The sequence below is a fragment of the Novosphingobium sp. GV079 genome (assembly GCF_003058045.1).
Taxonomy (GTDB): Bacteria; Pseudomonadota; Alphaproteobacteria; order Sphingomonadales; family Sphingomonadaceae; genus Novosphingobium; species Novosphingobium capsulatum.
Genome location: NZ_QBUE01000002.1, coordinates 367,012 through 386,150, shown reverse-complemented (window position 1 = coordinate 386,150; position 19,139 = coordinate 367,012). Strand labels below are relative to the sequence as shown.

16 protein-coding genes are annotated in these 19,139 nt (G+C 65.9%); 5 read left to right on the top strand and 11 right to left on the bottom strand.

Going from position 1 to position 19,139, the window contains the following annotated elements:
• Positions 1 to 12: 12 nt before the first annotated feature.
• Together C8K14_RS03545 and C8K14_RS03540 are read left to right on the top strand one after the other, a co-directional pair.
• Positions 13 to 507, top strand: coding sequence for a H+-transporting two-sector ATPase subunit B/B' (locus tag C8K14_RS03545; RefSeq protein ID WP_022677865.1), 495 nt, complete (start codon positions 13 to 15; stop codon positions 505 to 507).
• On the top strand, positions 500 to 1,051 hold the full coding sequence (locus C8K14_RS03540) for an ATP synthase subunit B (RefSeq protein ID WP_022677866.1): 552 nt from the start codon (positions 500 to 502) through the stop codon (positions 1,049 to 1,051). The genes C8K14_RS03545 and C8K14_RS03540 overlap by 8 nt, the downstream gene beginning before the upstream one ends.
• Positions 1,052 to 1,214: 163 nt before the next feature.
• Here C8K14_RS03540 and C8K14_RS03535 read toward each other — a convergent pair whose 3' ends face one another.
• From C8K14_RS03535 to C8K14_RS03510, 6 genes are all read right to left on the bottom strand, one after another.
• The gene (locus C8K14_RS03535; RefSeq protein WP_107715705.1) at positions 1,215 to 3,548 is read right to left on the bottom strand and encodes a glycoside hydrolase family 3 C-terminal domain-containing protein; all 2,334 of its coding nucleotides are present in this window, start codon (positions 3,546 to 3,548) and stop codon (positions 1,215 to 1,217) included.
• Positions 3,545 to 4,102 carry an NADPH-dependent FMN reductase gene (locus C8K14_RS03530; protein WP_062781993.1) on the bottom strand — a complete coding sequence of 186 codons (558 nt, stop codon included), beginning with the start codon at positions 4,100 to 4,102 and terminating at the stop codon, positions 3,545 to 3,547. The genes C8K14_RS03535 and C8K14_RS03530 overlap by 4 nt, the downstream gene beginning before the upstream one ends.
• Positions 4,103 to 4,107: 5 nt before the next feature.
• Positions 4,108 to 5,211 carry an LLM class flavin-dependent oxidoreductase gene (locus tag C8K14_RS03525; RefSeq protein ID WP_107715704.1) on the bottom strand — a complete coding sequence of 368 codons (1,104 nt, stop codon included), beginning with the start codon at positions 5,209 to 5,211 and terminating at the stop codon, positions 4,108 to 4,110.
• Positions 5,212 to 5,382: 171 nt separating this feature from the next.
• Positions 5,383 to 5,883 carry a nuclear transport factor 2 family protein gene (locus tag C8K14_RS03520; RefSeq protein ID WP_233250881.1) on the bottom strand — a complete coding sequence of 167 codons (501 nt, stop codon included), beginning with the start codon at positions 5,881 to 5,883 and terminating at the stop codon, positions 5,383 to 5,385.
• Positions 5,884 to 5,898: 15 nt separating this feature from the next.
• Positions 5,899 to 6,288, bottom strand: coding sequence for a DUF6379 domain-containing protein (locus C8K14_RS03515; RefSeq protein WP_107715703.1), 390 nt, complete (start codon positions 6,286 to 6,288; stop codon positions 5,899 to 5,901).
• Positions 6,288 to 7,301, bottom strand: a complete 1,014-nt coding sequence (locus C8K14_RS03510) for a sugar phosphate isomerase/epimerase (RefSeq protein WP_107715702.1) — start codon at positions 7,299 to 7,301, stop codon at positions 6,288 to 6,290. Before C8K14_RS03510 ends, C8K14_RS03515 begins: the two co-directional genes overlap by 1 nt.
• Positions 7,302 to 7,739: 438 nt before the next feature.
• Here C8K14_RS03510 and C8K14_RS03505 point away from each other — a divergent pair, with 438 nt between their 5' ends.
• Positions 7,740 to 9,974, top strand: coding sequence for a TonB-dependent receptor (locus tag C8K14_RS03505; protein ID WP_158271859.1), 2,235 nt, complete (start codon positions 7,740 to 7,742; stop codon positions 9,972 to 9,974).
• 375 nt (positions 9,975 to 10,349) lie between these two features.
• Here the strand turns inward: C8K14_RS03505 and C8K14_RS03500 are convergent, their stop codons facing one another.
• The 4 genes from C8K14_RS03500 to C8K14_RS03485 are packed head-to-tail and all read right to left on the bottom strand — an operon-like array spanning position 10,350 to position 15,435.
• On the bottom strand, positions 10,350 to 11,915 hold the full coding sequence (locus C8K14_RS03500) for an alpha-N-arabinofuranosidase (protein ID WP_107715700.1): 1,566 nt from the start codon (positions 11,913 to 11,915) through the stop codon (positions 10,350 to 10,352).
• 35 nt (positions 11,916 to 11,950) lie between these two features.
• A complete protein-coding gene (locus C8K14_RS03495) occupies positions 11,951 to 12,877 on the bottom strand; it encodes a Gfo/Idh/MocA family protein (RefSeq protein WP_107715699.1) in 927 nt (308 codons plus the stop codon).
• Positions 12,878 to 12,880: 3 nt separating this feature from the next.
• Complete coding sequence (gene araD1 / locus C8K14_RS03490; RefSeq protein WP_107715698.1) at positions 12,881 to 13,879, bottom strand: AraD1 family protein; 999 nt, start codon at positions 13,877 to 13,879, stop codon at positions 12,881 to 12,883.
• Between the two features lie 29 nt (positions 13,880 to 13,908).
• Positions 13,909 to 15,435, bottom strand: coding sequence for an aldehyde dehydrogenase (NADP(+)) (locus tag C8K14_RS03485; RefSeq protein ID WP_179562792.1), 1,527 nt, complete (start codon positions 15,433 to 15,435; stop codon positions 13,909 to 13,911).
• A 113-nt stretch (positions 15,436 to 15,548) separates the two neighbouring features.
• Between C8K14_RS03485 and C8K14_RS03480 the strand changes: the two genes are divergently transcribed.
• Entirely contained in the window at positions 15,549 to 16,376 is an 828-nt protein-coding gene (locus C8K14_RS03480) for a FadR/GntR family transcriptional regulator (protein ID WP_233250880.1), read from the top strand.
• A 134-nt stretch (positions 16,377 to 16,510) separates the two neighbouring features.
• On the opposite strand, the gene C8K14_RS03475 is transcribed toward C8K14_RS03480, so the two are convergent.
• Complete coding sequence (locus tag C8K14_RS03475) at positions 16,511 to 17,806, bottom strand: sugar MFS transporter (RefSeq protein WP_107715771.1); 1,296 nt, start codon at positions 17,804 to 17,806, stop codon at positions 16,511 to 16,513.
• Positions 17,807 to 17,998: 192 nt separating this feature from the next.
• Between C8K14_RS03475 and C8K14_RS03470 the strand changes: the two genes are divergently transcribed.
• Complete coding sequence (locus tag C8K14_RS03470) at positions 17,999 to 19,135, top strand: aldose epimerase family protein (protein WP_369974031.1); 1,137 nt, start codon at positions 17,999 to 18,001, stop codon at positions 19,133 to 19,135.
• Positions 19,136 to 19,139 lie beyond the last annotated feature (4 nt).

Below are 19,139 nucleotides of genomic sequence, written 5' to 3'. Positions count from 1 at the left end.
CGGACCAACGCGATGCCCCAGATAGCCCAACTCGCCGCTACCTATGCCAGCCAGATCTTCTGGCTGCTGGTGTGCTTTGGCCTGGTCTTCTTCGTCATCGGCCGGGGCATGCTCCCGGGCGTGGTGTCGACGATCGACCAGCGAAACAAGCAGATCGCCGACGATCTTGGCGCGGCAGAAGCCGCCCGGGCCGCCGCCGACGCCGAAGAACAGGCCTGGCGCATTGCCGAAGGCAAACAGCGCGCCCAGGCGCATGACCTGATCGCCGCTGCCAAGGCCGAGGCTGCCCGCAACACGCAGGCTGCTCTCGATGCCGCATCGGCGCGGATCGAGGAAACCACTGCCGCAGCAGAGGCGCGCATTGCCGCCGCCCGTGCCGCAGCGCAGGGGGAAGTGCAAGACGTGGCCGCGCAGGCCGCGCAGGATATCGTCAGCCGCCTGGCGGGCCTTTCGGTTTCGGCCGAAGACGCGCGCGGTGCGGTGCAGGGAGTGCTCGCTCATGGCTAACGCGACCGCCACGACCGCCACGGTCGAACAGCACGCCGGCGGCCATGAAGCAGCCGAACCCACCATCCACGGCATCGGTGCCGGCGCGATCGTTGCCGCTGCCATGTTCGTCTTCCTGCTGATCCTGGCGTGGAAGAAGGTGCCGGGCACGATCACCAAGGGCCTCGACAACCAGATCGCCGCGATCCGCCGCGAACTGGCCGATGCCAAGGCGCTGCGTGCCGAAGCCGAAGCGCTGCGTGCCGAATACGCCGCGCGCATCGCCAACGCGGAAAAGGACGCGGCCGCCATGCTCGAGCATGCGCGCACCGAATCCGCCGCGATCGTGGCCAAGGCCGAAGCCGATACCCGCGAGGTCATTGCCCGCCGCGAGAAGATGGCTTCGGACAAGATCGCCGCTGCCGAACGCGCCGCGGTTGACGATCTGCGCGCCACGGCCGCTGCTGCTGCTGCTTCGGCGGCCGGCCAGATCATCGCTGCCCGCCACGGCGCCGATGCTGACCGCGCGCTGGTCGACAACGCGATTGCCGGGCTGACCCACTAAGCAGTCCTGCGCCAGGCGCATCAAACAAGGCCCCGCCGGGAAACCGGACGGGGCCTTTTTGCGTCAGCTTTGAAAGCGCCTTGGCGCGGATAGGCACCACGGCAAAAGGCCCGGAACGCCACATGGGCATTCCGGGCCTGTCTGCTGCTGCTGCTGGCTGTGCCTAGCGCGGCAAGCGTAGCGTGAAAGCGGCGTCCTGTGCGTTGCGCCCCACCACCAGCGGCACGGCATCGCTGCCCGGCACGCTGCGCAGGATATAGGGGCTGGGTTCGATCGTGGCGGTGGCGCTTTCGCCGGGCGCCAGGTGCAGCTTGGCAAAGCCGACCAGGGCATAGGGGCTTTGCGCCAGATAGGCCTGGATCACCTCGCTGCCGGCGCGTGTGCCTGTGTTGGTCACCTCCACCACGATCCGGCCATCGGCGATGCGGGCCTCGCCCAGCGTAAAGCTGGTATAGCCCATGCCGGCACCAAGCGGAAACAGCGCGGCCTTGCCGTGCGCCTTGAGGCCGCGATAGCCAACCAGCAACCCGTCATCATAGCGCAGGTCACCCCTGTCATCGGGCGTCAGGCCATAGGCGGGATAATCAGCCTCTTGCGCCGCCAGGGTCATCGGCAGGCGGCCACCGGGTTCGCGCGTGCCGATCAGCACGTCGGCCAGGGCCTTGCCGAAGTTCTGCCCCGGATACCAGGCCACCAGCAACGCGGCGGCATCCGTGGCAAAGCTGGCGTCAAACGCGTGGCCGACGTTGACAACGATCGCCGTGCGCGGATTGGCCGCGCGCACGGCCTGGGCCAAGTGCAACTGCGCCGGATCGAGCCGGGTATCGCTGCGGTCCTTGCTTTCCACGCTGGCATCGGCGGTTTCGCCCAGCATCAGCACCACGGCATCGGCCTGGGCTGCCGCGGCAATGGCGCGGGCGAGCATGGCATCGGGCGTATCGGGCGCCCGCACACCATACCATAGGCCTTGCACGCGGGCCGGGGCGTAACGCAGTTCCACCTCGACCAGCACGCGCTGCCCGGCGCGGAGCGTCACCACGCCTTCGTCGGCATCGCCGGCCTTGAGCACGCCCATGATGTCGGACGCTGCTGGCTGGACATCGCGGCGGATGATTTCGACGCCATCGACCTTGAGCACCACTGGGCCGGTTGCCCCGGCATAGAAGCGATGCGCGCCATCGCCAGACGCGACATACCAGCCGCTGGCACGCACGGCGCCGGTCTCGTTGAAGCGGCCCTGATCGTGCACGCCATGGAACCAGACCAGCGAATTGGTCGCCCGCGTCTCACGCGAGAGTGGTTCTGCGGTGAGATCGTGCCCGGCGAAGTATTCCACGGTCAGGCCGGTCGTGCAGCCATCGCCCAGGTCCATCGCCGGGGTCACCGGCATGGCGGGAAGGCGCGGCTGGGGATCGACGCCCGGTTCGTGTACGATCGCCATGTGCTGACCCAGCGTGGCGGTGATCGCTTCGAGCGGCGTGAGCGCATCCGGGGTCACGGCGATGCGGGCAAAGGTGCCGCCCTGATAGCACGGCGCCGTGGCATTGGGGCCGATCACCGCCAGCGTGCGGATCGTCGGCGCGAGCGGCAGCAGGCCATCGTTGCGCAGCAGCACGAAGCCTGCCGCAGCGCCGGCGGTGAGCAGTTCCTCGCTATCGAGCGTGGCGGGTGTCTTGGCGCCGCCAAAACGCTGGTTGAAGCGGATCACCCGTTCGGCGGCGTCCTGCACACGGTCTGCACTGACCAGGCCTTGGGCCACGGCATCTTCCGCCTTGGCGCCCAGGAAGCGGGCGGGGCCGGGCATTTCCAGGTCCAGCCCGGCGTTGAGCGTGGCGGCGGTGGAATGCGTGGCGAAGAAATCGCTCATCAGCACGCCGCCATAGGCCCATTCATCGCGCACGATGGCCAGCGGGCCCGAAGCCTCGGCACACCAATCACCGTTGACGTGGTTGTAGGCGGTCATGATGCCGCCGCAGCCGGCGGCGCAGGCCATTTCGAAGGGTAGCAGATAGACCTGGCGCAGCGTGGCATCGTCCACCACGCAGTTCATCGTGTCGCGCTGGGTCTCGCTGTCGTTGCAGACAAAGTGCTTGGCCACGGCGGCGGTGCCGGTGGACTGGATGCCACGCACCCAGGCCGCGCCGCACAGCCCGGTAAGCAGCGGATCTTCCGAATAGTATTCGAACGCCCGCCCGGCGAGCGGGCTGCGCGCCATGTTGACGTTGGGTGCAAGCAGCGCATCGACACCCATGGTGATGGCATCGTTGCCCACCAGCGCGCCCATCTGTGCCACGAGATCGAGATCCCAGCTGGCGCCCTGCGCCACTGGGGCTGGGGTGAGCACGGAAACGTCGCGTTCGTCCACCCGGCCGCTGGCGACGCCCATCGGGCCATCGGCCAGCATCAGGCTGCGGGCATTGCGTTCGGGAACGGCGCCGGTGGTCCACATCGTGGCGCCGGCCGTGAGGCGGGCGGCGTCGGCAAGGGAAAGCGTCATGCGGCACCTTTGGCAAATTGCATGATCTGGCGGGCCTGCATGGCAACGGCTCCGGCGATTTCGGGATCGGCCAGGCTGCCATCGGCGGCGAACGGTTTTTGCGCCACGGTGTTGACGGCAATGCCCAGCGGGGTGGGCCAGCCGCGCATGGCATGGGTAATGCCGCGCAGCGCGGCCAGGGTCACGCCAGTCGCCTGCCAGCCGGCGGCGCTGACCACCAGCCCGACCGGGCGCCCGTCGAAATAGGGGCGTGCGTCACGCGCCAAGTCTTCGAGCAGGTCGATCGCGTTCTTGACCAGGCCCGATACCCCGCCGTGATAGCCGGGTGAACCGATCACCACGGCATCGGCATCACGCACGGCATCGACCAGGGCGCGCTCGCCCGTGGTGCGTTCGGTGCTTTCCGGGTTGAAATGGGGCAGGGCCTTCAAGGCGCTGCCCCCGAACATCTGCGTCTGGGCGCCCATGCTTGCGCACGCGTCCAGCACCGCCGCCACCAGGCGTTCGGTGCTGGAGCCATCGCGCAGGGTTCCGCCGATCCCCACGATCTTCATGGCCTTCACACTCCCTTGAGGGCCGGGATGACCTTGCTGCCCATCAGGTCAAGCGTCTGCTGGCCCAGACGCAGACGCTCGGCGGTCAGCGGCCCGGTGGTGGTGCCGCACAGCACGTTGCCGATGCCCAGTTCGGCATAAGGGCGCAGATGCTCGATCACCGTTTCGGGCGAGCCATAGAGGCACCAGGTGCCGATCCAGTCGTCGGTCAGTGCGTTGGGGGTGCGGTCGGTCTTGGTGTTGGCTTCATCGTTTTCGGCGCGGGCGTTGAATTCGGCCTCGCGTTCGATCGCGTCCTGGTACGAACGCAGGATCACCATGAGTTCCTCGCGCGCCTGCTCGTCGGTCTCGGCCACGTGCACCGCCTGATAGGTATGCGTGGTCCATGACAGCGCATCCTTGACCACGTCATCGCTGTGCCCGGCTTCCAGCAGCAGGCCCTTGTAGATGTCGAAGTACTTTTTCACATGCGTGAACGGTTCGGTGCCGCCGATCTTGGGCGGGGTGAACGCGGGGATGAAGGCCGGCCAGCCATGGCGCGCGGCGCGGCGGGCGCTGCTTTCCTTCATCGCCACCGGCATCAGCCGGGCGTGCTGCTCGCCATAGGTCGAGGGCGTGATGCGTTGCAGCACGCGGCCCTGGTATGGGCCGTTGTCAATTCGCACCGCCGGGTCGTCCATGCGCTTGGCCCACAGCTCTTCGGCCACGGCAAGGTTCGCCTCGGCCAAGGGGCCAGCGTCCTTGTAGTTGACGTTGAAGCCGATCATTTCCTCGGGCGTGGTGCCCGAACCGACGCCGACCAGCAGCTTGCCCTTGGTCAGATGATCGAGCACGTTGACGCGCTCGGTAAAGCGCACGGGATGGTGCAGCGGCACCGACACCACCGAAAAGCCGAAATGCATCTGCGGCAGGCGCGCGGCGAGATAGCCGGCCAGGATGAAGCTGTCGCTCGCCACCGGCATATAGCCGTTGAAGTGGTGGTCGGGCATGAAGATCGCCTCGAACCCGTTGGCGGCGGCCTGTTCGGCGTGGTCGATCAGGTCGGTGATCAACCGGCCATCCTCTGCCGGGCTCATCGAACGGGCATTCAGGAACACGGAAAAACGCATGATCTCTCCCCAAAAAGTCGGCGCAGCCGGCGTGGACTTTCGGAACACGCCCGTGCCCCCCGATCGCGCTGCGGCTGATGCTATTTAGAATTAGAACTATTATTATTGTTTGTCTAGCCGCATTTCCGGGCGGCGCGGGGTTCGCCGGCGCCGCGTTTGCCTGCCTGGCGATCAAAACATCGGATGAGGGTTGGCGGCCTTTTCGGGGATGGGCTGGATCACGTCCCAGTGCTCGACGATCTTTCCATCTTTCAGGCGATAGAAATCGGCAACGGCCGCGCCGCGCGCTGCCGGGTCGGGCTTTACGAAGATGTGGATCGCCGCCAGATCGCTATCGACCACGATGTGGCGGATCGAAAAGCTGTGCCCGGGGTCGGAAAACATCGGTGTGAGCGCCGCGATGGCCGCCTCGCGCCCATCGCCAAGCCCGGGATTGTGCTGGATATAATCCGGCGCGACATAGGCTTCGAACGCGCTGCGTACTTGCCGCAGGGTATAGAAGCGGCGGGCAAAGTCAGTGATGATCGCCCGGTTGCGGGCGGTTTCGCGCGCAGCAGCGGTGGCCGCGGTGACGTGGTGCGGCGCTGTGGGCTTGGCGTCAACGGCATGCGATGCTGCCATCGCACCGGTGAACAGGGCCAGGGCCAGCGCAGATTTGATGGCAGCATGCATGGCGTCGTTATCCTTTCAGGCCGTTTGCACCGTCTTTTCGTCGGTGTTGAAGGCGGGGAAGGGCAGGTAGGACACGCGCAGCTTTTGACGCAGCGCGAGGGTGTGTTCGCCGGCCGGCAGCCCACCGGGATGGTTGACGATGATCGTGGCCGGCGTGCCGAATGCCCAGCGCCGGTCATAAGCGGTTTCCATGGCATCCAGCGTGATCGGGCCCTGGCCCTCATCGAACAGCACCGCTTCACGCGGCAGTTCGACGCCATCGAGCGTGATCGCCAGTTCTTCGATCATCGACAGGGTCAGGCCGCGGTAATAGCCAAGCTTGGCCTCGAACGCGAAGCCGGTGGGCGCCTGCGCCGGGCCGATATTGCGCACCGTGGCGGCATCGATCAGGTACTTGTCGAACATCACACGGTCTCCTTGGCGCCGAATGCGGCTTCTGCCTGGTCGATCAGGCGCTCGAACATCACATGCTGGCGGCGCACCTGCTCGCGGCTGTCCACCGGGTGCACGTCCTGGATCCAGCGGTTGCCTTCGTATTCGCTCGACAGGGTTCCTTCCCAGCCGCACTTGACGAGTTCGGGGATGACCTCGTCATAGGCGATCGAGGGGTCGGTGCAGTCCTCGTCCATTTCATAGAACTTGGCCTGGATGTGCCGGAAATAGGGGGCGTAATTGCCGATCCGCTTGGGGTTGGCATAGGGGGCATGGCGCAGGGTCTCGGCCATGGCCACCTCGGCCTTGTTGCCGCCCATCTTCACGGCCACTTCGTAGATCGTGTATTCGGCCATGATCTTGGCCTCGTGGCTGTCCACGATGAACTGCGTCACCTCGGGCCGCGCGCCTTGGCGTTCAAAGCGCGCGCGGAAGGCCGGCGGATAATGCTTCATGAAGATGCCCATATCGGGCAGGATGCCCAGGTGACGGGTGCCCAGGCGGTCTGCCTCGTCGATCGTGCGCAGGATCCAGGCATGCTCAAGATGCCAGGGTGCGTGCACTTCCACGCCCAGGTGCACGTCATACTGCTCGGCATAGGGCACGCAGGCCGCCAGGATATCGGGCCGCACGAACACCAGCACGCGCATGTTGCGAATGCCCAGTCGGCTGGCCAGCTTGATGTCGCGCACGATGCTTTCCACCTGCTCGGCATCGCTCATCGGGCGATCCTTGCGCAGCTTGGTATCGAGGAACATGTCATAGCAGGTGAAATGCGCGCCATGGCGGGCCAGCATGTCCTGCCAGCGCGCCACATCGGCATCGCTCAGGTTGGGGAATTCGGGCATGTTCTGCTCGGGCAGGATTTCGATGCCCTTGGCGCCGATCGAACTGCCAAACGCGATGCAGTCCTCCACGCTCATGGTGCCCAGGAAGAGCTCTTCCTGAAACGAGTAGAGGCTGACGCCCCGTTGGATCTTGGACATGGCTTTCATGGCTCCGTCAGGAGGGGCGGCAGCGAAGGGCTGCACACTGGGAAAGGGAACGGGATGGAACTGGCGCGGCCGGCGCGAGGCCCGCGCGCTGGCGGCACCGGGACACTGCCGGCGCCATTGCGGCCGGCCCGGTGGCGTGGCGCGGAACGAAGGCGGTGGTGATCATGGCTCTCCCCGGCGGCGGGCAGGCGCCACGCCATAATTAGAACTTTAGTTCTTATTGATCTTCGTATCGCTTTCCCGGGCCGCTCTGTCAAGATGTGGTTTTTTATGGATCAAACTGCTGGAAAATAACGGTAAAATTCCGCCTGGTTGATCTGCGTCAAACCATCTTGACCGGAAATTCCATCCGCCATAATAAGAACCAGCATTTTGATTTTATAAATGGCGAGTCACGATCTCGCCATGCTCAAAAGGGGAGGACGTCGGATGAACCGCCTGATCGCGGCACTGTTGATCGGTGCCAGCATGCCTACGATTGCCACGGTTGCGCACGCGCAGGATGGCGCCGCGCCGCAAGACGCTGCCAGCAGCACGGGCGGCAACAGTGACGGCCTTGCTGAAATCGTCGTCACGGCCAACCGCACCGAAAGCTCGGCGCAGAAGACTGCTGTGGCCTTGACCGTCTATACCGGTGCGGATCTGGCCCAGAAGGGCATCAGCAACGTCCAGTCGCTCGCGACGGTCGATCCCAGCGTCAATCTCAGCACCAGCTCGGGTTCGGCCTATGTCGCCGTGCGCGGCATCGCGTCGACCGACGTGACCGAAATCGGCGATCCTTCCGTGCCGATCGCGCGCGACGGGTTCTATACCAACCGCTCGTTCTCCATCGGCACCTCGATGTACGACATCGCCCGCATCGAAGTGCTCAAGGGCCCGCAGGGCACGCTCAACGGCCGTAACTCCACCGGTGGCCTGATCTCGCTGATCACCAACCGCCCCAGCGACACGGCGGGCGCCTATGGCTCGTTCGAAGTGGGCAACTATCGCGCGCTCAACGTGGAAGCCGGCGGCAACGTGCCGCTGACCGACACGCTGGCCGTGCGCTTCTCGGGCATCCATCGCCAGCACGACGGCTATCGCCACCTCACCGGCATCAACCTGGACGGGGATGATGAAAATACCTCGTCCGGCCGCGTACAGCTGCAGTGGAAGCCGACCGACAACGTCAAGCTCTGGGCGTCGTACCAGCATGACGACATCCGCAACGTGGGCGACGTGGCGATGGTTGCGGCGCTGGGCACACGCCCCGATTTCGGCGACGCGCGCAGCTTTCCCAACCAGGCGCTCACGTCTAACCGGGTAAAGGGCGATCGCATCCGCTGGGAAGGCACCGTGGCCAACTTTGCTGGTGACCTGACGCTGACCTATGCCGGCGGCTGGGACAAGCAGACCTGGGCGCACAAGCTCGATGCCACGGGCCCCGCCTATCCGGCGATCCGCAATTTCATCCAGAACGAGGCGCCGACCACCTGGAACCATGAAGTGCGCCTGTCCAACGGATCGAACAACCCGCTGTTCTTCCAGGTTGGCCTGTTCCACTTCCAGGAAACCAACACGATCAATTCCGGGATCTACAACCTGGCGATGACCGGCCCTTATGCGCCCGGCGGGCCGCTGTCGTTCCTGGATTTCTCCAACACCTACGGCATCCACTTCGATTACAACGTCAAGACCAAGTCTGACGCGGTGTTCGGCCAGATCGCCTACAAGCTGGGCGATCAGTGGAAGCTCACCGTTGGCGGGCGCTATACCCGCGATGAAAAGGTGCGCACCGGCGGCGCCACGCTCAATTATCCGGCGCTGGCTTTCCCGGAATGGGGCTTTGTCTTCCCCTTCACCACGGGTTTCACCGATGGTGCGGGCCGCATGACCAAGTCGCAGCCGACCTGGCACGTGGGCCTGGACTATACCCCGGCCAGCAATTCGCTGGTCTATGCCAAGTATGATCGCGGCTACAAGTCGGGCGGGTTCAACTCCAACGGTTCGGCAGCCTCGATCCCCTATGGTCCCGAAACCCTCGACGCGTTTGAAGTGGGCACCAAGAACCGCTTCATGGGCAACCGCCTGCAGCTCAACGCCTCGGCGTTCTACTTCAACTATCGCGGTTACCAGGCTTCGCAGACGGCAGACTCGCTCAATGGCGCGGCCGGCACGTTCAACGTCGGTACGGCCAAGATCTATGGCGCCGAAGCGCAGGCCGTGGCCCTGTTCGGCCAAGGCGGGCGGATCGACCTCAACGCCGCGTGGCTGCACACCCGGTTTGGCGACAACATCACCGTCAACGATGGTGGTGGCACGCCGCAGAGCATCGGTGGCCACCAGCTGCCCAACGCGCCCAAGCTGTCTGTCTCGGGCGGCATCGAATATGCCATCCCGGCTTTCGGTGGCACGCTGACCCCGCGCGCCGATGCCAAGTACAGCTCGTCGTTCTACTACTCGGTGTTCAACACCTATGACACGCAGTCGCGTCCTTATGTGACCGGCAACCTGTCGCTGCAGTATGCCCCCGAGGGCGCGCGCTGGACGCTCCAGGCGTTCGTGCGCAACGTGGGTGACAAGGTCGTCCTCGCCTACGCGGCGCAGAACTTCAACTCGCGCCTCAATACCTATCAGTTCCAGCCGCCGCGCACTTATGGCGTGCGCTTCGGCTTCAAGATCTGATCGCCACACAACGGAAAAAGGCCAGCCCGGCGCATGCCGGGCTGGCCTTCCAGGTGCCGGGCCGGGACAGCGGTCCGGCACCATTTGTCTAGGCCGTAAACTCATAAATGGCACGCCCGAGGTTTGCGGCCAAAGGCTCCGTCGCGAGGAGAAAGCGCGCAGGAATATCCTACATATTTCAAGTGCTTTCGACGCTGCGAGGGAGCCTTTGGGTCAAATCCCGAAGGGACGCCAAAATGGCTTCCATCTCAGCCCAAAGTGCCCTTGCAAAGGCTACCAGCCTTCGCGGCGGTCACTTTGGCCCGATATGTTCGCCATTTTGGCGCCTCGGGCGTGCCATTTATGAGTTTACGGCCTAAGCAGGCGCGCTGGCGATCAGCGCAGGTCGAGCACCACGACCGACTTGGCGGGCAGCGTGACGCTGAGGACGCCGTTCTGGATCGTTGCCGCGCTGAACGGCATCGGGTGCACGGTATCGGGCGCAGCAAAGGTATTGTGCGCATCGATCGCGGCGCCGGTCAGCACCTGGCCGCTCGCGCTGGTGGCGGCGATGCCATCCAGCTTGACCGTCACCGTATTCGCCTGGGCGGGATCGCGGTTGGACAGGGCCACGTGCGCCACGCCAGCCTTGTCGCGCACGGCAGAGCCACTCACCGCTGGCATCGTGAACTGGTCCTTGGCATACCACGGTGTGACGATGTCGATCGGCAGCACGGTGGCATCCTGCCATGGGCGATACATCATGAAGACATGATAGGTGGGCGTCAGCACCATCTTCTTGCCGTCGGTGAGGATCATGGCCTGCAGCACGTTGACCATCTGCGCGATCGCCGAAAGCCGCACGCGATCGGCATAGTGGGCAAAGATGTCCAGCGTGGTCGAGGCGATCAGCGCATCGCGCAGGCTGTTCTGCTGACGCAGGAAGCCGGGGTGCGTGCCGGCATCCTGGGCATACCAGGCGCCCCATTCGTCCACTGCCAGGAACACGCGCTTTTGCGGATCGTACTTGTCCATGATCGCCGTGTGCCGGGCCAGCAGATCGTCGATCCGGCGCGCCCCTGCGAGGGCATCGGCCCAGTCGTGCTCGTCAAAACCAACCGGCTGCGCCTTGGGCGGCCAGGTGCCACGGCCAGGCACGGTATAATAATGCAGTGACAGGCCATCGACCTGGTCGCGGGCCGACCGCATCATCGTTTCGGTCCAGTTGGTGTCATCCGCATTGGCGCCAGAGGCCACGCGCAGGATCTGCGTGCCGGCCACGGGCTTGATGAACGCGGAATAGCGGCGTGTTTCGTCAACCGCGTATTCGGCGCGCATGTTGCCGCCACAGCCCCACAGCTCGTTGCCGATGCCGAAATAGGGCAGGGCCCAGGGCTGCTTGTGGCCATTGCGGGCGCGCTCGTCAGCCAGGCTGCCGGCCGGCGCGGTGACATATTCGATCCATTCGGCCATTTCGCGCGGGGTGCCGTTGCCCACGTTGCCCGAGATATAGGCCTCCGCGCCGATCTGGCGGAGCAGTTCGAAGTATTCGTGCGTGCCCACGCTGTTGGGCTCGGTCACGCCGCCCCAGTTGGTATTGACCTTGACCGGGCGCTTGGCCTGCGGCCCGATTCCCTCGCGCCAGTGGTATTCATCGGCAAAGCAGCCGCCAGGCCAGCGCACCATCGGCACCTTGAGATCACGCAGCGCGCCGACCACGTCGTTGCGAAAGCCGTTGGTGTTGGGGATGGACTTGTCGTTGCCCACCCACAGCCCGCCATAGATGCCGTTGCCGAGATGCTCGGCAAACTGGGTGAAGATATGCCGGTCATAGGTCGGGCCGGGCTTGTCGGCGTGCAGCGTGGCGGTGGTGGGCGTGCCCCCGGTATCGGCCAGCGCCGGCGCGGCCAGGGCAGTGGCGGCGAGCAGCGCGGCGGCGGCGGAACGAAGCATCTTGATCATGCGAGGGCGCGTCCTTGTTTGCGAAGGGGGCGGGATCAATCGAAAAAGGCGTCTGTCACCAGCCGTTTGCCGCGCAAGAATGCATCGGCCACCAGGGTAAGGGGGCGAGTGTCGACATCGCTTTGCCCCTGCGCGACGAGATCGGCAAAGCGGGCATAGAGGCCAGGATATTCGTGGTCGTCGTGGCGCAGGGTTTCGCCCGGCAGGGTCAGGACCGCACCGCCGTTGGCAAGGCGCAGCGTGCCATCGGCGGTCTCCACCACGATGTCCCAGCTCTGCGGGCCGGTCTGGCGCCAATCGAGATCCATGTGGATGGCCGTGCCGCGAGAATCGCGGAAATGCAGGTCTGCCGCAATCGGGGCAGCGCGGTTTTCCGGTACTTCCAGCGTGGCTTCGGCCAGGAAGAACGGATCAGGCAGGATGTGGGTGATGATCGAGAGCGCATTGATCCCCGGATCGAACACGCCCAGGCCGCCTGGCTCCCAGATCCACGCCTGGCCCGGATGCCACACGCGCACATCCTCGCGCCAGATCACCTTGACGCCGGTGATCTGCCGGTCGGCGAGCCAGGCGCGCGCCGGGGCAACGCCAGCGGCATAGCGCGAATGCCACGAGGCAAACAGCGTGGTGCCGGCCTTGGCGGCATGGGCCACAAGCGCATCGACTTCGGCCAGGGTGGCGCCCGGCGGCTTTTCCAGGAACACGTGCAGGCCCCTGTCCAGCGCCAGCGCCGCCAGATCATAACGCACCTGCGGCGGGGTGCAGAGCGCCACCGCATCGATGGCCACGCCACTGTCGAGCAGGGCGGACAGATCGTGGAAATGGGGCACGCCCTCCACGCTGCTGTCGCTGCGGCTGACCGTGGCGGCTAGGGTAAAGGCCGGGTTGCCGGCAATCGCGGGCAGGTGCTGGTCATGGGCGATCTTGCCCATGCCGACCACGGCAATGCGGATCGGGTCCATGGCTTAGAGCACCTTGACTGCGAACGGCACGGGGCCGGCCGCTGCGCGCGCCAGTGGATTGTGCAGCGGCAGGGCAAAGGGCGCAGCCGCGATTTCGAAGGCGTCGCCTTCCTGCGTCTTGATCCCGTCGCTGAACGAAAGCGTGGCCGTGCCGAAGAAATGCACGTGAATGTCTCCGGGCCGGCGGAACAGCCCGTATTTGAAGTGATGGTGTTCCAGGTTGGCCAGGCTGTGCGACATGTTGCCTTCGCCCGAAAGGAACGGCTTTTCCCACAGTGTGGCGCCATCGCGCAGCACGCGGCTGGTGCCGCGAATATCGGCCGGCGGGCTGCCCAGCAGCAGTTCGGCGCCGAGCGCGGCCTGGCGCAGCTTGGAATGGGCCAGCCACAGATAGTTGTGGCGCTCGGTCACATGGTCGGAAAACTCGTTGGCCAGTGCCAGCCCCAGGCGCCAGGGCGTGCCGTCTGCGCCGATGAGATAGATCCCGGCCAGTTCCGGCTCCTCGCCGCCATCCTGGGCAAAGGCCGGCATCGTCAGCGGCTGGCCCGGGCCGACCAGCTGCGTACCATCGCCCTTGTAGAACCATTCCGGTTGTTGCCCTTCGGTGCCAACGGCGGGCTTGCCACCTTCCAGCCCTTCCAGGAACATCCGCATCGAATCCGTCTGTTTTTCGGCCTGCGCGGCATCGCGGTGCATCTTGTCGCGCCCTTCGGCCGAACCAAGATGGGTAAGGCCCGTGCCGGTCAGCCAGACGCGCGCGGTGTCGTCATGATCGATGGCGGGCAGCAGCGTTCCGGCGGCGAGCTCTGCGGCGATGTCCACCGCGTGGCTGCCGGCGCGGGCGGCAGCGGCATCGGCCAGGCTGTGCCCGGCGGCGATCGCCGCCTGGGCCAGCTCGCGCACCGTCGCGGGGCTGTCGAGGAACACGGCGCTGTCACCGGTGGCCAGGATCACGCGACGCGTGCCATCGGCGCTGCGATGCTGAAGAAGGCGGGTTGCCATGGAAGAGGATCTTTCGCGAGAGAAGGGGATCAGAGCGTGAGCGTGCCGTCGATCAGGCGCGGCGCGCCATCGCCGCGTGCGGCATCGGTCAGTTCGGCTGGCAACACCGCCTGGCTCAGGTTCTGGTAGCTGACCGGGCGCAGGAAGCGATCGATCGCCAGGCTGCCGACCGAGGTGGTGCGCGGATCGGACGTGGCCGGGAACGGCCCGCCGTGCACCATGGCGTGGCACACTTCGACGCCGGTGGGCCAGCCGTTGGCGAGGATGCGGCCAACCTTGCGCTCCAGGATCGGCAGCAGTTCGCCTGCCAGCCCTTCGTCGGCAGCGTCCATGTGCAGGGTGGCGGTCAACTGGCCTTCCAGGCCCTTGAGCACCATGGCCAGCTCGGCCGCATCGGCGCAGGTCACCACGATCGAACTGGCGCCGAACACTTCGTGGCCGAGCGCCTTGTCGGTCAGGAAGGCCTGGGCCGTGGTGACGAACAGCGCGGCCTGGCCACAGGGGCCTTCGCCCATCGGGCCGGTCGCCACGGTTTCCACGCCGGGGGCCGTGGCCAGCGCCTTGACCCCGGCTTCATAGGCAGCGTGGATGCCGCTGGTCAGCATGGTCTGCGGCTGCGCCTGGCCCACGCCCTCGCGCGCGGCGGCCAGGAAGGCATCGAGCCCGTCGCCCGCGATGGCCAGTACCAGGCCGGGGTTGGTGCAGAACTGCCCGGCGCCCATGGTGAGCGAGCCGACGAACGCCTGGCCGAGCGCCGCGCCGCGTGCAGCGAGTGCTGCCGGCATCAGCAAGACCGGGTTGACGCTCGACATTTCGGCATAGACCGGGATCGGCACCTCGCGCTGTTGTGCAATGCGGGCGAGCGCCAGCCCGCCACCGCGCGAGCCAGTAAAACCGACAGCGGCCATGCGCGGATCGGCCACCAGCGCTGCGCCCAGTTCGTTGCCGGGGCCAACGAGATGGCCGAACACGCCTTCGGGCAGGCCGCATGCGGCCACCGCGCGGGCAATCGCACCCGCGACCAGCGCGCCGGTGTCGGGATGGGCCGGGTGGCCCTTGACGACCACCGGGCACCCCGCCGCCAGCGCCGAGGCGGTATCACCCCCGGCCGTAGAGAACGCCAAGGGGAAGTTGGACGCGCCGAACACCGCCACCGGGCCAAGCGGGATCATCCGCAGGCGCAGATCGGGGCGGGGCAGGGGCTGGCGATCGGGCAGGGCCGGATCGATGCGCAACTGCTGCCATGCGCCTGCACGCACCACGCCGGCAAACAGGCGCAACTGGCCCACGGTGCGGCCGCGCTCGCCCTCCAGCCGCGCGCGCGGCAACCCGCTTTCGCGCATGGCGGCCACGATCAAGGGATCGCCGATGGCAAGGATTTCCTCGGCGATGGTTTCCAGGAAGCGGGCGCGCTCTTCGCGGCTCGTGGCGCGATAGATGTCGAACGCCGCTTCGGCCGCGGCACACAGCCGGGCCACATCGTCAAGGCCGTGCACCGCCAGGGCGGGCCCATGGGGCTGCCCGGTGTGGGCGTCGGTCGAGCGGAATTCGGTCATCGGATTCTCCCTATTTACTCCGACATATTCCGCCAGCATGACAAACGCAATAATAGTCGTTTCACCCCGTGTCGCTCCCTGCTACCCACGTTTGACAGGAGGCGATCGAGACAGTGACGCAACGGCAGTTCCCGGACAAATCGCGCAAGGGCAAGGCAATGGAAAGCGCCGCCGACAGCGCGGCGCCGGACAGTGTCGCGGCCGAGGAGCGCGATAGCCCGGCGCGCGGCCCTGGCCGGCGCCTGCATGGGGCCATCGCCCACAAGCTGGGCACGGCGATCCTGTCGGGCCAATACCAGCCAGGCGATATCCTGTCGGGCGAGGTGGCCTTTGCCGAAGAACTCAAAGTGTCGCGCAGCGCCTATCGCGAGGCGATCCAGGTACTGACCGCCAAGGGCCTGGTCGCCAGCCGCCCCAAGGCCGGCACCCGCGTGCTGGAGCGCGACCGCTGGAATCTGCTCGATCCTGAAGTGCTCGCCTGGGCCTTTGCCGGCGAACCCGATCTGCAATTCGTGCGCGATCTGTTCGAACTGCGCGCCGTGGTGGAACCGGCCGCCGCGCGCCTGGCGGCCCAGCGCCGCGACAAGGCCGATCTCAAGGCGATCCGTGATGCCCTTTCGGCGATGCGGCGGCACACGCTGACCAACGATGCCGGCCGCGCGGCTGACCGTGATTTCCACGATGCCGTGCTGCGCGCCAGCCACAATGCCGCGCTCATGGTGCTCTCAGCCAGCATCGGCGCGGCGGTGCACTGGACCACGCGGTTCAAGCAGCGCAGCCGGGAACTGCCACGCAATCCCATTCCCGATCATGCGCGCGTCTATGACGCGATTGCCGAAGGCGATGGCGAGGCAGCCTCCCAGGCGATGGGCGTTCTGGTGCAACTCGCCCTGGAAGACACCGCCAGCGCGATCGAGTTAGCCGCGCGCGCTCGGTCCTGATCCTCCCCGGCACGGGGAGGGGGACCGCGCGAAGCGTGGTGGAGGGGATTGGCAACCTGAAACGGCGGTTTAGGCCGAAATCCCCCTCCACCAGCCTGCGGCTGGTCCCCCTCCCCGTTTCGGGGAGGAGCCGATCAGTCTGTTGCCTTGGTCTTCGCACCCCACAGCGCGTAGAAGATGATGTAAAGCTCGCACGCCGCGGTCAGCAGGAACGAGGTCTGCAGGCCAAAGGCATCGGCCAGCTTGCCCTGCACCACCACCAGCGCGCCGCCGGCAATGGCCATGATCAGCAGGCCCGATGCTTCCTCGGTCAGCGGGCCAAGGCCCTTGATCCCCAGGGTAAAGATCGTGGGGAACATGATCGAGTGGAACAGCCCCACGCTGATCAGCGCCCACATCGCCACGGGCCCGTGCGTGGCGACCGTGATCATCATCACCACGAATGCGCCGACGGCAGCCAGGGCCAGCACGGTTTCAGCGCGAACCCTCTGCATGATCGCCCCGCCGGCAAAGCGGCCCACCATCATTCCGCCCCACAGGAACGTGAGATAGCGCCCAGCCTGCTCGTGCGTCAGGTTGGCAATGTCACCCTGGCTGACGAAATTGACGAACAGGTTGGCCACGCCGATTTCGGCGATCAGATAGATGAAGATCGCCGGAATGCCGAACACAAGGTTGCGGTGTGACCACAGCGAGTGATGCTTGCGTTCTTCTGCTGCCATGCGACTGGTCGCGCTGCCCATGGCGGGCAGGGGATAGCGCGCGATCACCACGGCCAGCACCACCAGCACGGCGGCCACCAGGCCATAGGGCAGGATAACCGAATGCGCATCGGCCAGGCGCTCGGCCGGGGTGAGCACGGTGGTGGCGCTGGCCGTGCCGCTTTTGGAGCGGCCCAGGATCAGATAGGCGCCGAACAGCGGGGCCAGCATCGTGCCGGCCGAGTTGAGCGCCTGCACCAGGGTGAGCCGCGAAGATGCGGTTTCGGCCGGGCCAACGACGGCGACATAGGGATTGGCCGCGACTTGCAGCAGGGTGATGCCGCTGGCGATGACAAACAGCATGACCAGCGTGACGCCATAGGACGGGATCGAGGCCGCCACCATCATGCCCAGCGCGCCAGCGGCCATGATCAGCAGGCCGGTCACCATCGCCATCTTGTAGCCGATCTTCTCGATCAGCTTGGCGGAGGGGATCGAGGCGACGAAATAGGCAATGAACCACACGGATTCGATCAGCGTGGTCTGGGTATAGTTGAGGTCGAACACCGCGCGCAGATGCGGCAGCAGGGTGTTGTTGATGACCGTGATGAAGCCCCACATGAAGAACAGCGTGGCCAGGAGCGCCAGCGCGCGGCCATAGCTGGCGCCGGGCGGCAAGCCCTCGCCAGGGGCAGCGGAAGCCGCAGCCGAAGAAGCAACTGGGGGCATGTCCATCCTCTCTCGAAGGGGTGTGTGTGCAACGGCAATGCGCGGCCTCGCCATCCCGTCGTGATGCTTGCGAACCGGCTTGCGCTCTTTCTATTTGTCGGACTATATGCTCGGGTACGGCCACGTCAATGGCTGCGCACGTGTTTTCACGTGCCGCCCAGCGGGCAAGAAAGGCCGACCATGGAGACCAGGATGAACACCAAGGCCGCTTCCCTTGCCGCGCTGCTGGCGCTTGCGCCGTTTTCCGGTGCCCACGCTGCCCAGGCAAGCCAGGAGGCGGCAGGTTTGCTGGCCGATGGTCAGAAGGTTGTTGCCGTTACGCTCAAGGCCGCCAATGGCGTTTCGGCCCGCATCCTCAGCTATGGCGCCACGCTGCAGGCGCTGGTCGTGCCCGATCGCGCGGGCAAGCCGGCCGACGTGCTGCTCGGCTATGACGACCTCGCTGGCTATGTCGATCACCCCAACTATTTCGGGGTCACCGTGGGCCGCTATGCCAACCGCATTGCCGGCGGCAAGTTCACGCTCGATGGCAAGGCCTATCAACTGCCGCTCAATGAAAAGGCTGCCAGCCTGCATGGCGGTGGCAAGGGCTTTGACAAGCAGGTGTGGCAAGTGGTGTCGGTGAAATCCGGCCCGGTGGCCAGCGTCGTGCTCAGCCATGTCAGCCCCGATGGCGACGCCGGCTATCCCGGCACGGTCAAGGCCACGGTGACCTATTCGCTGGACGAGGCGGGCAATCTGACGATCGCGTTCGAAGCGACCACCGACAAGCCCACGATCATCAACATGACCAACCACGCCATCTTCAACCTCGCTGGCGAAGGATCGTCGCAGGGCGCGATGGATCATGTGCTGACCATTCCGGCCAAGGCGTTTACGCCCATCGACGCCACGCTGATCCCCACCGGTGAATTGCGCCCGGTGGCCGGCACCGTGTTCGATTTCACGCAAGCGCGCCGCGTCGCCGATGGCCTGCGCGATGGGCGTGACCAGCAGATCGTCTATGGCCGTGGCTATGACCACAACTTCGCGCTCGACAAGGGCGTGACGGCGCAGCCGGGCCTTGCCGCGCGGCTGGAAGATCCTGCCTCGGGCCGCGTGCTCGAAGTGCTCACCACCGAGCCGGGCGTGCAGTTCTATGCCGGCAATTTCCTCGATGGCACTCTGGTCGGCAAGCAGGGCCACCTCTATCGCATGGGCGATGGCATCGCGCTGGAACCACAGAAGTTCCCCGATGCGCCCAACCACCCGTCGTTCGTTTCCGCGCGCGTCGATCCTGGCAAGCCCTATCGGCATGTCATGGTCTATCGCGTTTCCACCTCGCGCTGATAGG